Source organism: Anaerococcus tetradius ATCC 35098 (assembly GCF_000159095.1).
Lineage (GTDB): Bacteria > Bacillota > Clostridia > Tissierellales > Peptoniphilaceae > Anaerococcus > Anaerococcus tetradius.
Window position 1 is genome coordinate 413,265 of record NZ_GG666296.1, and the last position, 14,249, is coordinate 427,513.

The window sequence follows — 14,249 nt, forward strand, 5'->3', positions numbered from 1 at the left end:
AAATCTCCTTTATTTTACAATTAGGGCGTAGGATCTTTTCTTCATTACTCGGCCGATTTGCCAAATATCCATATCATTTTCCCTAAATTCTTCTATAATTTTTTCTGCTTCTTTTTCACCAACTGCTACACAAAGACCACCAGAAGTTTGAGGGTCAAAGAGAACTTCCTCCATGGCAAAATCATCAATCATAAATTCTAGCTTATCAGCTAGGAAATTCCTATTATTCTGTCCTCCTGAGGTGTAAAGGAAATCTCTCGCAAGGTCAAGACTTGGTCTAAGGATAGGGACTTTCTTGCTATCAATAACTATAGAAAAATCATCTCCTGCCATCTCAGATAAGTGCCCTAAAAGGCCGAAGCCTGTAATATCCGTTGCTGCATGGATATCATACTTTACAAAAATATCTCTTGCGTACTTATTTAGCCTTGCCATTTGCTCTGTGCAAGCCAAAAAGTCCGCTTCTTTAACAAGACCCTGGGCGAAATTCGCTGTAAGAAGACCTGTACCTAATTTTTTTGTAAGCAAAATTACATCCTTATCTTGGGGAGTGTTGTTTTGCCAAATATCCTTTTTATTGACCTTGCCTGTAACAGAAAGACCATATTTAATAGTCTTATCGTGGATGGAATGACCACCAGTAAGGCTAGCCTTAGCTTCGCAAACCTTATCATTACCACCACGAAGGATTTCCTTTAGGATGGAAAAATCCTCTTCTAGAGGAAAAGTAACAATATTAAGGGCACAAAGGACTTCGCCACCCATAGCATAGACATCGCTTAGGGCGTTGGCTGCTGCAATCTGACCAAAAAGATAGGGGTCTTCTACCATAGTTGGAAAAAAATCCAAGGTCTGAATCACGCAAGTTTCTCCATCAATATCAATAACTGCTGCATCATCCTTCTTGTCAAAGCCGACAAGGATGTCAGCTCTCTTGTAGGGTTTAATATCAAAAAGCAATTTATCCAAATTGCCGGCGGAGATTTTTGCATTACATCCACCGCACACTTCTAAGTTTTTCATAAAACCTCCTATTAATATTTTACCGAATATTTTTTAAAAACAAACAGAAAAATGTTTTCACAAAAACTTATAAACTTTTCTAAGTAGAGGGAAATACAGCTAGATGGCTTAAAGATAACGATTGACAAAGCCTAGTATATATTAGATAATAGTTTTATGCAAGCTATATTAGAAGGGAGTTATCATGATTTACTTAGACAATGCAGCGACAAGTCTTATTAAGCCAGACCTAGTTAGGGATAGGCTTATGGAAAATTTTAACAAAATTGGCAATCCTTCTAGGGGTTTCAATAAAATCAGCCTAGAAACTTCAAGGATGGTTCTTGAAACAAGGATTAAGCTTGCCAAGTTTTTTAATATCAAAGACCCGAGAAGAATTTCCTTCACCAACAACGCAACAGAAGCCTTAAACATTGCAATTTCTTCTTTCATAGATGGGGAAAGTCATGTCATAACAAGCGTGATGGAACATAACTCAGTCCTAAGACCCCTCTATCTAAAGGAGGCTAAGGGAACTACCATCTCTTACATAGATATAAAAAAAGACAAAAGGATTAGGGCTATATTAGACCTTGATAGCCTAGAAGACTTGCTAAAAGAAAATACCAGGGCCATAGTAATAAGTCATGTCTCAAACCTAAGTGGCAACATCACCGACCTTAGAAGAATTTCTACCTTTGCCAAAGCCCATGGCCTCATCCTAATTGTAGATTCTGCACAAAGTGCAGGACTTTTGTACATAGATGTAGAAAAATATGGAATCGACGTCTTGTGCTTTACAGGTCATAAATCCCTTTTCGCCATCCAAGGCATAGGGGGCATATATGTTAGGGAGGGTCTAAATCCAAGACCTATCAAAGTTGGTGGCTCAGGCATAAATTCCTTTGATAAAATTCATCCGACAAAGATGCCCGAAGCCCTTGAAGCAGGAACAATCAATGCTTATGGCATACTCTCCCTTAATGCAGGCCTTGACTTTATAAATGATATAGGCCTTAACAAAATAAGAGATAAGGAAAAAGACCTACTAAGCTACTTTACAAAAAGACTAAAAGAAGTGCCTCAAATAATAATCTATGGAGATGACAATTTAGAAAATAGGGCTGGCATAGTATCAATCAGCTCAAAGAAACTTTCATCTGATGAAATTTCTAAAATACTAGCTGAAAAATACGACATATCAACAAGAGCAGGCGTCCACTGTGCACCCCTAGCCCACAAGGCCTTGGGTACAGAAAAAGACGGCATAGTGAGATTTTCCTTCTCCTACTTCAATGAAAAAGAAGAAATAGATCAAACAATAGCCGCCCTAAAAGAAATACTGGGAGATTAAAATGATAGTAATAACCTTCGACACAACAACAGATGCCATGATGATGGAACTTTTCGCAAAGGCTAATGACTTTCCCGGCCAATTAATACCCATCCCCAACTTCCTATCAGCCTCCTGCGGTCTCGCCTTTAAATCCACTCTAGAAGAAGACCAAGCAAAAACAAGGCTAGCTGATAAACAAATAAACTACGCCAAAATATATAAAATTGAAGAAGAAAAAAAGATTCCAAAGGCAAAAAAATAAAGGAAACTAGCTAGTTCTTAGAAAAATAGACAAGTAAGAAATTACTTGTTTTTTAATTATGAATAATATCGATAATCATGGGATTTATAAGTATAAATATGGAAGAAATTTGATAAAGTATTATTTCTTATAAATTGTATATCGAAAATTGATGGTAATTATATCATATGCAAATTCTAAAATAAATTTACTATAATTTTAATTGAGAAGAAAGATTATGATATAATAATTTTATAAATAAAAAACTTGCAAATGCAAGTTTAGTGTACACAGCGTACAACCTACTACAGGTAGGCGAATTGAATAAATTTTTATTTGAACTCGTTAGTAATTTAAGTACTAACATTATATTGTTGAAATCGTTTTTGTCAAATAATTGGAGGAAATATGGGAAATTATTATTTAGGATTGGATATAGGAACAAACTCTGTTGGCTGGGCAGTTACTGATGAAAATTATAATATTGAAAGATTTAAAAAGAAAAATATGTGGGGAATTAGGCTCTTTGATGAAGCAAAAACTGCTGAATCAAGAAGAATTCATAGACAAGCAAGAAGGATGAGGCAAAGAAAGATCCAAAGGCTTAATCTATTAATGGAATTATTTGATGTAGAAATTTCAAAAGTAGATGAATCGTTCTTCATTAGGAAAAAAGAGAGCGACCTTCATTATGAAGATAAATCTCAAGATTCTAGATATGCACTATTTAACGACAAAGAATTTAATGACAAGGATTATCACAATAAATATCCTACAATTTTTCATCTTATAATGGATTTGATTGAAAATGATGAAAAGAAAGATATTAGGCTACTTTATCTCGCTTGCCACTATCTAATAAAAAATAGGGGACACTTTATTTTTGAAGGTCAGAAGTTTGATGTTAATTCTAGTCTAAATAATAATATAAATAAGTTAAAATCACACTTGGATCAATTTTACAATATCTGCCTTGACTTTGATAATGATAAATTAATAGAGATTCTTGTTAATCAAAACTTAAATATAAGTGAGAAGTCAAAGAAGATTAAAGAATTACTTAGGAAAACTAACTTGGAAGTAGGTATAGCTAATCTCATAGCTGGTGGAAGTATCAAATTGTCAAATATGTTTGATGATGATGAACTAAAAAACCTTGACTATAATAGTTTATCTTTTAAAAATTCCAACTTCGATGAAGGAAGAGAATTATTTGAAGAAGTTTTAGAAGATAGATTTGAACTTGTTGAAATTTTAAAAGATATTCATGATGCTTCTGTACTTGAAACTATGTTATCTTCTGCTAGTATTAGTCCAGATGGTGGAAAATATATTTCATCTTCAATGATTAATTCCTATAACAAACATAAAAGAGACCTTAAATTACTAAAAAAGATAATAAAAAAATATAAAAAATCAGAATATGATAATATTTTCAGGGATGAAAATATTAAAAACAATTATCTTTCATATACTAGAACTGGAATTAACAAAAATAAAAAAGTACAAGCTGAAGATAATACTGATTCCGATGGTTTTTACAAATATATTGTAAAAATACTTAAAGATATCAAGGAGAATGATTCAGATGAGGATATTAAATATATCTTATCTGAAATAGACAAAAAAAATTTCGTGCCCAAGCAAAGAACTAAGGAAAATTCTGTTATTCCATATCAGCTAAGGGAAATCGAATTAAGGAAGATTATCGATAATCAATCTAAATATCATAAATTTCTAAACGAAGTTGACGAAAAAGGTATAAGCGTAAAGGAGAAAATCATTTCACTTTTAACTTTTAGAATACCTTATTATATAGGACCTCTTAACCCTTCCTATAATGAAGAAAAAAACTTTACCACATCTTGGGTTAAAAGATTAGCAAAAGGAAAAGTAACTCCATGGAACTTTGAAGATATGGTTGATATAGACGCTAGTAGAGAAGCTTTTATAGAAAATAAATTAAATAAATGTAGTTTTTTATTAGATGAAACAGTTCTACCAAAGGATTCCTTGCTTTATCAGGAATATATGGTTTTAAATGAGCTAAACAATCTTAAAATCAATGGTCAGTCTATAAATACTGATTTAAAGAAAAGTATTTATGAAGAATTATTTAAAAAATACAAGAAAGTCACTCGAAAAAGGCTTATATCTTATATCAAAGAAAAAGAGAACATGAGTGGAGATATTGTAATAACTGGCATAGATGGTGATTTCAAACAAGGACTTAAGTCTTATATTGCTTTTAAAGATATAATTGGCGAAAAAATCGATGATGATATATATAGAAAAGAAGTTGAAAAAATAATTAGGGATATTAGTTTATATGGAGATGACAAAAGTTTTATCCAAAAGAAAATAAAAAATGAAAATAAGCTCGACTTAAGTGATGATCAGATAAGTAAGATTGCAAAACTTAAATTTAAGGATTGGGGAAGATTTTCTAAAAAACTATTAGTGGGAATTAAGGCCTCTGACAAAAATACTGGTGAAATTGATAATATTATAGGATTTATGAGAAATTACAATTATAATATTATGCAATTAATGGCCAATGTTTTCACTTTTAAAGATGAAATAGAAAAATTGAATAGCAAATATTACACAGATGAAAAAATAAATATTGACTACTTAGATGACTTATATCTATCATCTCCTGCTAAAAGGATGCTTTGGCAAAGCTTCCAAATCGTAGATGAGATAAAAAATATAAAAAATTCAGATCCTAAAAAGATTTTTATAGAAATGGCCAGATCTAAGGAAGATAAGCCTACTAGAAAAATGTCAAGAAAATCTAGACTAGAAAAACTATACACTGATTCCAAAAAACAATTTATAAAATTATTTGGCCCTGATGAATATGATAAACTAAATAACGAAATAAAAAATAAATCCGAAAGTGATTTTAGATGGGACAATCTTTATTTGTATTACACTCAATTTGGTAGATGTATGTATTCTTTAGATCCAATAGATTTGGAAGAATTAAGTAACAAAAACTTATATGACCAAGATCATATTTACCCAAAATCTAAAATTTACGATGATTCTATTGAAAACAGAGTTTTGGTTAAAAAACAATTAAATCTTGATAAATCTAATGAATATCCTATACCTGATAGAGTATTAAACAAAGATAAAAACAAACTTTTAGCCTTTTGGAAAATGCTAAATGAAAAGGAGCTTATAGGCGATAAAAAATATGCAAGGTTAATAAGGAAGTCTCCATTTACGGACGAGGAATTAGGTGATTTCATAGCAAGACAACTTGTTGAAACAAGACAAGCTACAAAAGAAACTGCAAATATGCTAAAAAGGCTATGCCCTGATTCTAAAATAGTATATGTGAAAGCAAAAAACGTATCCGATTTCAGAAGAAAATTTGATATTTTGAAGTGTAGGAGCATAAATGATCTACACCATGCCCATGATGCATACCTAAATATAGTTGTAGGAAATGTATTTGATACAAAATTTACGTCCAACCCTTTGAATTTCATAAAAAATAATTCGAAAAATAGAAGCTATAATCTAGAGAAAATCTATGATTATGATGTCATAAGAAATGAAAAAATAGCATGGCTTGCTGAGAGAAAAGAAGAAAATCAAGATGGAAGTATAGCAACTGTATTAAAGAACTTGTCAAAAAATGATATAAGGGTTACACGAAGAACTTATATAAAATGTGAAGATTTATTTGATGAAAATATCGTAAGAAAAGGTAATGGTAAGTTTCCGATAAAAGAGAATAATAATAAATCTGATACTAATAAATATGGTGGTTATTCTGGTATAAAAAACGCTTACTTTGTATTGCTAGAAGATGAAAAACACAATAGAATCCTAGAAGCTATCCCAAGCTTTATCTACAAAAAAGAAAAAAATGGTGAAAAAGGCTCAGTAATAAATTATCTTCAAAATATCTTAGGTATAAAATCAGCTAAAATATTAAGAGATAAAATAAAAATAGGAAGTCTATTGAAGATAGATAAATTTCCATATAATTTAGCTGGCAAGTCAGGAAATGGAATACTTATTAGTGGTGGTGTGCAGCTAATACTAGATAAAAATACTAGTAAATATATAAAGAAAATTGAAAATTACAAGTATAAGTTAGATGAAAATAAAGATTATCAAATAAACATATTTGATAAGTTAAGCAAGGAAGAAAATATAAAATTATTTGATTTATTTGTAGACAAATTTGAAAACTCAATTTACAAAAACAGGGTAAATATCAAATTAAAAGAAATCAAATTAGCTAGGCCTAAATTTGAACATTTAAGCATTGAAGAGCAAATAAAAACCTTGACACAGATGTTAATATTATTTGGTAGGGAAAATAATGCGGTAAATTTGGAATATATAGGTTTACCTAAAAATACAGGAAAAACTAAAATTAACAAGAAAATAAATAACAAGGATATAAAAATTATTAATCAATCAATAACAGGGCTCTACGAAACTGAAGAGGATTTGGCAAATATATGACATGGAGAACAGTTGTAATATCAAAAAGATCTAAGTTATTTCTAAAAATGGGTCATATGATAGTTAGGGACTTTGAAAATAACATAAGTAGGATATATTTGAAGGATATATCACACATAATAGTTACAACTACAGAAGCATCAATTACCCTTGCCCTAATAAATGAGATACAAAAGCAAAAAATAAAATTAATAATTTGTGATGAAAAAGGAAATCCAAGCGCAGAACTAAGTTCCTACTATAACTCATACAATTCTAGTGAAAAAATAAGGGCACAAATAAGGTGGACCAGCGACATAAAAGGTGAAGTATGGAAGAGAATTGTTGAAGAAAAAATAAAAAATCAGATGCATCTGTTAAAATCTTTTAGACTGGAAAAATCAAATCTTCTTGAAGGATATTTGGGGCAAGTGGAAATATTTGACTCAACTAATAGGGAAGCTCATGCAGCTAAAGTTTATTTCAATTCCTTATTTGGAAATGACTTTTCTAGAAATGACGATACTAATCTAAACGCTAACCTAAATTATGGATATTCAATAATACTATCGGCAATAAATAGATGTGTTGTTTCCATGGGATATCTGACTCAGTTAGGTATATTTCATGAAAACATATATAATCAATTTAATTTATCAAGCGATTTAATTGAACCATGGAGGCCAATGGTAGATAGGGAGGTCTTAGATATGGATTACAATAGATTTGAAAAATGTCACAAAAAAAGATTAATAAATCTATTAAATAAAAAAGTGAAAATAGATCAAAAAGAATGGTATTTTAATCAAGCATGTCATATATATTGTAAATCAATAGTGGATGCACTCAACAATAAAGATACTTCAACAATGCTGTTTCCTGCTTATGAGTTATAGATTTATGAGAATAATAGTATTTTTCGACTTGCCAACGACAAGTGCTATAGATTTAAAAAATTACAGAAATTTTAGAAAATTTTTGATAAAAGAAGGATTTATGATGATGCAGGAATCAGTGTATACGAAAATAACTAAAAATATGGCACATTCCACTGCTATAGCTCATCAAGTAAAATTAAATCTACCAAAAAAAAGGACTCGTTCAAATGTTAACAGTAACAGAAAAACAGTATTCTAGAATGGAAATTCTATTAGGTGAAGAAAATGGAGAATATATTAACGACGATAGGAGGTTAATAATCTTATGATTCTAACGTCGGAATATCTAGAAAAGTCCTTTGAAATAAAGGAACAAAGACTGAATACAATTGTTTTAGAAAACAAAATATATTATAGAAAAATCATACAGGCAGTTAGAGATACAATAAATTTAGACCTTAAGGAATTTGTTCTTTATGAAGACGAAGAAGAAGTAAAGTTAAATAAAATTGCGGAACTAATAACAAATGTTTTTAACATAAATCCTAATGATAACAAAATATTAGCTAAATTATATGAAAAATTAGGACAGGAAATAACTTACGAAGATATCTATTGTTATAATAGAAATTTTAAAAGTGCTCTATCAAAGCTATTAGAAGAGCTATCAATGTTAAGTGAATATGACTTCAAATATGAAGATGTAGATTATAAATATATATTCAAGGCTGTAGGATTAGAAATTGATACAAAATTTACAGGCTTGATGGCTAATATAATTGAATATCTTGATATATCCCACAAACTTCTAAATAAAAAAATATTCTTCATAGTAGGAATTGACGATTACTTTGAAGAAAGAGAATTGTATGATTTAAATGAATATCTGTGCTATAATGATATTATAGTAATTTGCTTACAAAATAGGTTAGATAGAGATCTTCTTCCTAATGAAAATCTTAGGATCATAGATGAAGATTTAGGAGAAATCTAAAAAAGTAAAGCCTCAAACCTCAAAAGTCGTTAATTTGAGGTTTGAGAGTTATGTAATTTAAGTAGTAAGTAAAACCAAAAACTCCTTATTCCTAACCTTTTTATGAGTTTGAGAGTTATGTAATTTAAGTAGTAAGTAAAACTGCGTAGACCTATTTCTATGCTTTGTGATTCGTTTGAGAGTTATGTAATTTAAGTAGTAAGTAAAACAGGTAAATCTCTTTCCAGCATCTCTTCCTAGTTTGAGAGTTATGTAATTTAAGTAGTAAGTAAAACGTTTATAATGGAGTTAAAGGAGAACCCTATGTTTGAGAGTTATGTAATTTAAGTAGTAAGTAAAACTAGAATACTCATTAGCATATTTCCCTCTAAGTTTGAGAGTTATGTAATTTAAGTAGTAAGTAAAACCATAGAAAATTGCGGCAACGCTAAAGATTAGTTTGAGAGTTATGTAATTTAAGTAGTAAGTAAAACAATTTCTCTTTCTTATCATTTCCCTTATAAGTTTGAGAGTTATGTAATTTAAGTAGTAAGTAAAACTAAGTAATTATTATATTTATCTTTCAATTTGTTTGAGAGTTATGTAATTTAAGTAGTAAGTAAAACTCAGAAAAACATCATCATTCACATACTCGATGTTTGAGAGTTATGTAATTTAAGTAGTAAGTAAAACCTCACTCCCGGAGGTCATTATATATTAATAGTTTGAGAGTTATGTAATTTAAGTAGTAAGTAAAACAGTATAGGTAAAGCCTGTATTCTTAGCCCCGTTTGAGAGTTATGTAATTTAAGTAGTAAGTAAAACGCAGGCAGTCCGACCACTATAAACGGTATGGGTTTGAGAGTTATGTAATTTAAGTAGTAAGTAAAACAAAAGCAATGATACAAAATACAAACTTTGAGTTTGAGAGTTATGTAATTTAAGTAGTAAGTAAAACTTTATATCAAGGAACAAGGATCACTAATCTGTTTGAGAGTTATGTAATTTAAGTAGTAAGTAAAACTATATCATCTATGAAATGTTTATCTCCATCGTTTGAGAGTTATGTAATTTAAGTAGTAAGTAAAACGAGCCTTGGCTGGTGGATATAAGATGTTTAGTTTGAGAGTTATGTAATTTAAGTAGTAAGTAAAACCTTTGCATCGGCAAAGGGATAAATGTCCCGTTTGAGAGTTATGTAATTTAAGTAGTAAGTAAAACTAATCATAAGAGATTATCCGTATTATTAGAGTTTGAGAGTTATGTAATTTAAGTAGTAAGTAAAACAAAAAGACTTTATTAACCCATATCCCACAAGTTTGAGAGTTATGTAATTTAAGTAGTAAGTAAAACTTATGAATTGAGGATAAAAAAATTATTAAAGTTTGAGAGTTATATATTTTGCTAGCAAGCAAAAATTATCAGCTCCTTAGTCCTATAGATGATTTTTGTGTTCCAATCTTACATTTTTAAATAATAAATTTTTTAAAATTTTAAATCCACTCCTATGGAGTGTATTTTTTTGGGGAAAATTCCCGATTTTTTTTCTATATATTGGTAGAAAGATTTTGATGAGATTTTATGATTGTAAGAAGAGTTAAGAAAATTAAAAATTTTACTATCATGGATAACGCCTATCTAACGATATTAGGATTTCTTTTAAGGCGAAGTGAATAATGACTTATCTGTTAAGTTTGCCAGATGATTTTGTGGTTCATATTGATCAAATTGTGGTCAAATCTAAAGATGGAATAGCTTCTTTTAGGTCTGGCATTGATGAATTAATCAAGTCATGACGAGGACTTTTCCCCTTTTATTTGCAAAGATATTTTACATAAACTTTACATGAGTTTTAGATAAGCTAAACAATTGTCTTGTATTATATACTTACAAAATAAATGATTTTAATAAGGAGATTTTATGAAAATTAATAATGCAAAGATTCTTGTGGGAGTTCTTTCTTTTGGTTTGTTATTTACTGCTTGCTCAAATGATAATAAGGCAGTTGATACTCCTAAAGATAGTAAAGAGGAAGTAGCTAATAATGAAGCTAGTAAGGATAAGGCAGATTATGATTTTACTGTAGTTTCTAGGGAGGATGGGTCTGGTACTCGTGGAGCCTTTGTTGAAATTGTAGGTCTTGAGGAAGAAAAAGATGGCAAAAAAGAAGATATGACTACTGATGATGCTGTGGTTCAAAATTCTACAAATGGCGTTATGCAAACTGTAAGCCAAGATGCTAATGCAATAGGCTATATATCTCTAGGTTCTTTGAATGATACTGTTAAGGCCCTAAAGGTTGATGGTGTTGAAGCTACAGAAGAAAGTGTCGCTGATAAGTCTTACAAGATTTCTAGGCCCTTTAACCTAGCTTACAAGGAAGCTGGACTTGATGATTTGTCTAAGGACTTCCTAAAATATGTTAAGTCAGACCAAGGGCAAAAAATAGTTAAGGAAAAAGGCTACGTTCCAATCAAAGAAACTGAAAAGTATGAGGCAAGTGGAGTTAAGGGAACTATTACTGTGGCAGGTTCTACTTCAGTTACTCCCCTAATGGAAAAAATGGCAGAGGCTTATCAAAAGCTAAATCCAGATGCTAAAATCGAAATCCAATCCAATGGCTCATCATCAGGTATTGAGGCTTGTATTGATGGGGCAGCTCAAATAGCTATGGCTTCTCGTGAACTAAAGGATGAAGAAAAGGCCAAGCTTAAAGTTTCTGTTATTGCAACAGATGGTATAGCCATAGTTGTTAATAAGGAAAGTAAACTTGATGATGTTAGTGTTGATCAATTAAAAGATATTTTCAAGGGCACTATCAAAAACACCAGTGAGTTAGGAAAGTAATATGAATAAAACAAGGGAAAGAATCGGAGAGATAATTTTCCTATTATCAGCAGTCTTGTCCGTATTGCTTATCTTTCTTATTATATTCTTCATTTTCAGTGAGGGAATTAAGTTTGTTAGGGACTACGGACTTCTTCCGTTTTTGACGGGTACTAAGTGGAAGCCAACAGCAAGCAATCCTTACTTTGGTATTTTTCCAATGATAATAGCATCGATCATTGTTACTTTTTTATCGACCCTAATAGCTCTTCCTTTTGGTTTAGGCACATCAATATTTATGGCCTATTATGCTAAAAAAAGTTATTCGTCACTTAAAGCATTAATCAATCTCATGGCGGCTATACCCTCAGTTGTATATGGTTTTTTCGCTATGATGGTTTTAGTTCCAATAATAAAGAGTCTTTTTGGTCTAAGAAGTGGTATGACCATGCTTACTGCATCAATCCTCCTTGCTACTATGATTCTTCCAACTATGGTCAATATTTCAGAAAATTCTTTGAGAAAAGTACCGATTACTTTTTACCAAGGATCCCTTGCCCTGGGTGCAAGTAAGGAAGAAACTATCCAAAAAGTAATGCTCCCTTATGCAAAAAGTGGGATTTTCTCTTCCATAATTCTTGCCATAGGTAGGGCTATAGGAGAGACTATGGCAGTCTACCTTGTAGTAGGAAATCAACCAAGACTTCCAGGCTCCATCCTAACTGGGGCAAGGACTCTTACAACAAATATAGTTTTGGAGATGGGCTATGCTTCTGGCTTACATAGACAAGCCTTGATTGCTACAGCTATGGTTCTTTTCTTCTTCATCCTCCTTATCAATATTATATTTAATATAATCAGATACAAAAATGAGAAGAAATTTTAGGAGTTATTTATGAGTAAAACTTACAAGGCCTTAATAATGATTTTTACCTCCCTAGCCCTTGCTATGAGCGGAATAATTATTGCCTATATACTTTTTAAGGGCGTAGCTAATATTAGTCCAGATCTTTTTAAGTTAAAATATACAAGTGAAAATGTTTCAATAATACCAGCCTTGATTTCGACCTTTTTTACTATTGTTCTTAGCCTATTGATAGCTCTTCCCATAGGAATATTTACGGCTATCTACCTATCCCAATACGCAAAAAACAAAGTTTTTATAAGGGTGGTGAGATTTTCCACAGAAATTCTTTCTTCTATTCCTTCCATAGTTTATGCTTTGTTTGGATATTTGTTCTTTGTAACTAGTACAGGTCTGGGGCTTGGTATGGGTTTTTCCCTTATTGCAGGTTGCTTTACTGTAGCTATCATGGTTCTACCAACTATTATTAGAACTACAGAAGAAGCTATTTTAACCGTAAATCCCCTCCAAGCCCACGCCTCCCTTGCTCTTGGAGCGACTAAGATTCAAACTATCTTTAAGGTAGTTTTGCCTGAAGCCATGGATGGAATCTTGAGTGGAATATTTTTATCAACAGGAAGAATAGTAGGAGAATCGGCTGCTTTAATCTATACCATGGGAACTGACGCACAAATTCCAAAAAGCCTATTTAATTCTGCAAGAACAATGGCTGTTCACATGTATGTCCTAGCATCAGAGGGCTTCCATGTAAAGGAAGCTTATGCAACAGCAGTTATTCTTTTGGTATTTGTTATGGGGCTTAACTTCCTATCTGTAAAAATCAGCAAAAAACTCCTAGGCTAGGAGATGAAAGGATAGAATTAATGGAAAATAAGAAAGATACAATCACAAAAAATATAGGAGATACATCCATAGGGGTTAAAGATTTAGACCTTTACTATGGAGATTTTAATGCTCTAAAAAATATAAATATGGATATAAAAAAGGGAAGGGTTACTGCCTTCATAGGCCCATCTGGTTGTGGAAAGTCTACTATGCTTCGTTGTTTTAATAGGATGAATGATTTGGTAGATGCTTGCAAAATTGACGGACTTATTACTATAGATGGTGAAGATATCTACAAAAAAGATGTGGATGTAGTACAATTAAGAAGAAAGGTGGGAATGGTTTTTCAAGCACCAAATCCTTTTTCTAAGTCTATTTATGATAATATAAGCTATGGACCAAAGATTTCTGGAATCAAAAATAAGGATGAGCTAGATTATATAGTTGAAAAATCACTGAAAGCTGCAGCAATTTGGGATGAAGTTAAAGATAAGCTAAATCAAAATGCCCTAGCATTTTCCGGTGGTCAACAGCAAAGAATCTGCATTGCTAGGACTCTTTCGGTAAATCCTAAGATAATTTTGATGGATGAGCCAACAAGTGCCCTAGATCCTATATCAACATCAGCTATCGAAGATTTGATGGATGGATTAAAGAACGAATACACTATAGTTATAGTAACCCATAATATGCAGCAAGCAGCTAGAATCTCAGATCAAACTGCCTTTTTCTTAACAGGAGAGGTCGTTGAGATGTCGGATACTATAGACATTTTTGAAAATCCAAAAGATAAGAGAACAGAAGATTATATAACAGGAAGGTTTGGTTGA

Annotated in this window: 11 protein-coding genes and 1 CRISPR repeat array; of the genes, 10 read left to right on the forward strand and 1 reads right to left on the reverse strand. The window is 31.3% G+C overall.

The annotated features are described in order from the left end of the window. Positions 1–9: 9 nt before the first annotated feature. Positions 10–1,023 carry a selenide, water dikinase SelD gene (selD, locus tag HMPREF0077_RS05000; protein ID WP_004836886.1) on the reverse strand — a complete coding sequence of 338 codons (1,014 nt, stop codon included), beginning with the start codon at positions 1,021–1,023 and terminating at the stop codon, positions 10–12. A gap of 184 nt (positions 1,024–1,207) precedes the next feature. On the opposite strand from selD, the gene HMPREF0077_RS05005 reads away from it, so the two are divergent. The 10 genes from HMPREF0077_RS05005 to pstB all read left to right on the forward strand — a co-directional run bounded on the left by HMPREF0077_RS05005 (position 1,208) and on the right by pstB (position 14,249). Continuing rightward, entirely contained in the window at positions 1,208–2,356 is a 1,149-nt protein-coding gene (locus HMPREF0077_RS05005; protein ID WP_004836887.1) for an aminotransferase class V-fold PLP-dependent enzyme, read from the forward strand. A gap of 1 nt (position 2,357) precedes the next feature. Continuing rightward, positions 2,358–2,600, forward strand: a complete 243-nt coding sequence (locus HMPREF0077_RS05010) for a putative Se/S carrier protein (protein WP_004836888.1) — start codon at positions 2,358–2,360, stop codon at positions 2,598–2,600. A 387-nt stretch (positions 2,601–2,987) separates the two neighbouring features. After that, complete coding sequence (cas9, locus tag HMPREF0077_RS05015; RefSeq protein WP_004836889.1) at positions 2,988–7,073, forward strand: type II CRISPR RNA-guided endonuclease Cas9; 4,086 nt, start codon at positions 2,988–2,990, stop codon at positions 7,071–7,073. Further along, positions 7,070–7,948 (forward strand): type II CRISPR-associated endonuclease Cas1, encoded by an 879-nt coding sequence (gene cas1 / locus HMPREF0077_RS05020; protein WP_004836890.1) that lies wholly within the window; start codon positions 7,070–7,072, stop codon positions 7,946–7,948. The genes cas9 and cas1 overlap by 4 nt, the downstream gene beginning before the upstream one ends. Before the next feature lie 4 nt (positions 7,949–7,952). Further along, positions 7,953–8,189, forward strand: coding sequence for a CRISPR-associated endonuclease Cas2 (gene cas2 / locus HMPREF0077_RS05025; RefSeq protein ID WP_248596435.1), 237 nt, complete (start codon positions 7,953–7,955; stop codon positions 8,187–8,189). Between the two features lie 66 nt (positions 8,190–8,255). Then, positions 8,256–8,924 carry a type II-A CRISPR-associated protein Csn2 gene (gene csn2 / locus HMPREF0077_RS05030; RefSeq protein ID WP_004836892.1) on the forward strand — a complete coding sequence of 223 codons (669 nt, stop codon included), beginning with the start codon at positions 8,256–8,258 and terminating at the stop codon, positions 8,922–8,924. A gap of 39 nt (positions 8,925–8,963) precedes the next feature. Next, positions 8,964–10,256: a CRISPR direct-repeat array (repeat unit 36 nt; unit sequence GTTTGAGAGTTATGTAATTTAAGTAGTAAGTAAAAC). Between the two features lie 567 nt (positions 10,257–10,823). Next, positions 10,824–11,750 (forward strand): substrate-binding domain-containing protein, encoded by a 927-nt coding sequence (locus HMPREF0077_RS05035; protein WP_004836894.1) that lies wholly within the window; start codon positions 10,824–10,826, stop codon positions 11,748–11,750. Position 11,751: 1 nt separating this feature from the next. Then, on the forward strand, positions 11,752–12,615 hold the full coding sequence (gene pstC, locus HMPREF0077_RS05040; protein ID WP_004836895.1) for a phosphate ABC transporter permease subunit PstC: 864 nt from the start codon (positions 11,752–11,754) through the stop codon (positions 12,613–12,615). A gap of 9 nt (positions 12,616–12,624) precedes the next feature. Continuing rightward, positions 12,625–13,437: a phosphate ABC transporter permease PstA gene (gene pstA / locus HMPREF0077_RS05045; RefSeq protein WP_004836896.1), complete on the forward strand. Its 813-nt coding sequence runs from the start codon at positions 12,625–12,627 to the stop codon at positions 13,435–13,437. 20 nt (positions 13,438–13,457) lie between these two features. Then, a complete protein-coding gene (pstB, locus tag HMPREF0077_RS05050; protein ID WP_004836897.1) occupies positions 13,458–14,249 on the forward strand; it encodes a phosphate ABC transporter ATP-binding protein PstB in 792 nt (263 codons plus the stop codon).

Excerpts from the sequence above, each read along its gene's own strand:
- selD (WP_004836886.1), bottom strand. The coding sequence starts at position 1,023 with ATGAAAAACTTAGAAGTGTGCGGTGGATGTAATGCAAAAATCTCCGCC.
- HMPREF0077_RS05005 (WP_004836887.1), top strand. The coding sequence starts at position 1,208 with ATGATTTACTTAGACAATGCAGCGACAAGTCTTATTAAGCCAGACCTA.
- HMPREF0077_RS05010 (WP_004836888.1), top strand. The coding sequence starts at position 2,358 with ATGATAGTAATAACCTTCGACACAACAACAGATGCCATGATGATGGAA.
- cas9 (WP_004836889.1), top strand. The coding sequence starts at position 2,988 with ATGGGAAATTATTATTTAGGATTGGATATAGGAACAAACTCTGTTGGC.
- cas1 (WP_004836890.1), top strand. The coding sequence starts at position 7,070 with ATGACATGGAGAACAGTTGTAATATCAAAAAGATCTAAGTTATTTCTA.
- cas2 (WP_248596435.1), top strand. The coding sequence starts at position 7,953 with ATGAGAATAATAGTATTTTTCGACTTGCCAACGACAAGTGCTATAGAT.
- csn2 (WP_004836892.1), top strand. The coding sequence starts at position 8,256 with ATGATTCTAACGTCGGAATATCTAGAAAAGTCCTTTGAAATAAAGGAA.
- HMPREF0077_RS05035 (WP_004836894.1), top strand. The coding sequence starts at position 10,824 with ATGAAAATTAATAATGCAAAGATTCTTGTGGGAGTTCTTTCTTTTGGT.
- pstC (WP_004836895.1), top strand. The coding sequence starts at position 11,752 with ATGAATAAAACAAGGGAAAGAATCGGAGAGATAATTTTCCTATTATCA.
- pstA (WP_004836896.1), top strand. The coding sequence starts at position 12,625 with ATGAGTAAAACTTACAAGGCCTTAATAATGATTTTTACCTCCCTAGCC.
- pstB (WP_004836897.1), top strand. The coding sequence starts at position 13,458 with ATGGAAAATAAGAAAGATACAATCACAAAAAATATAGGAGATACATCC.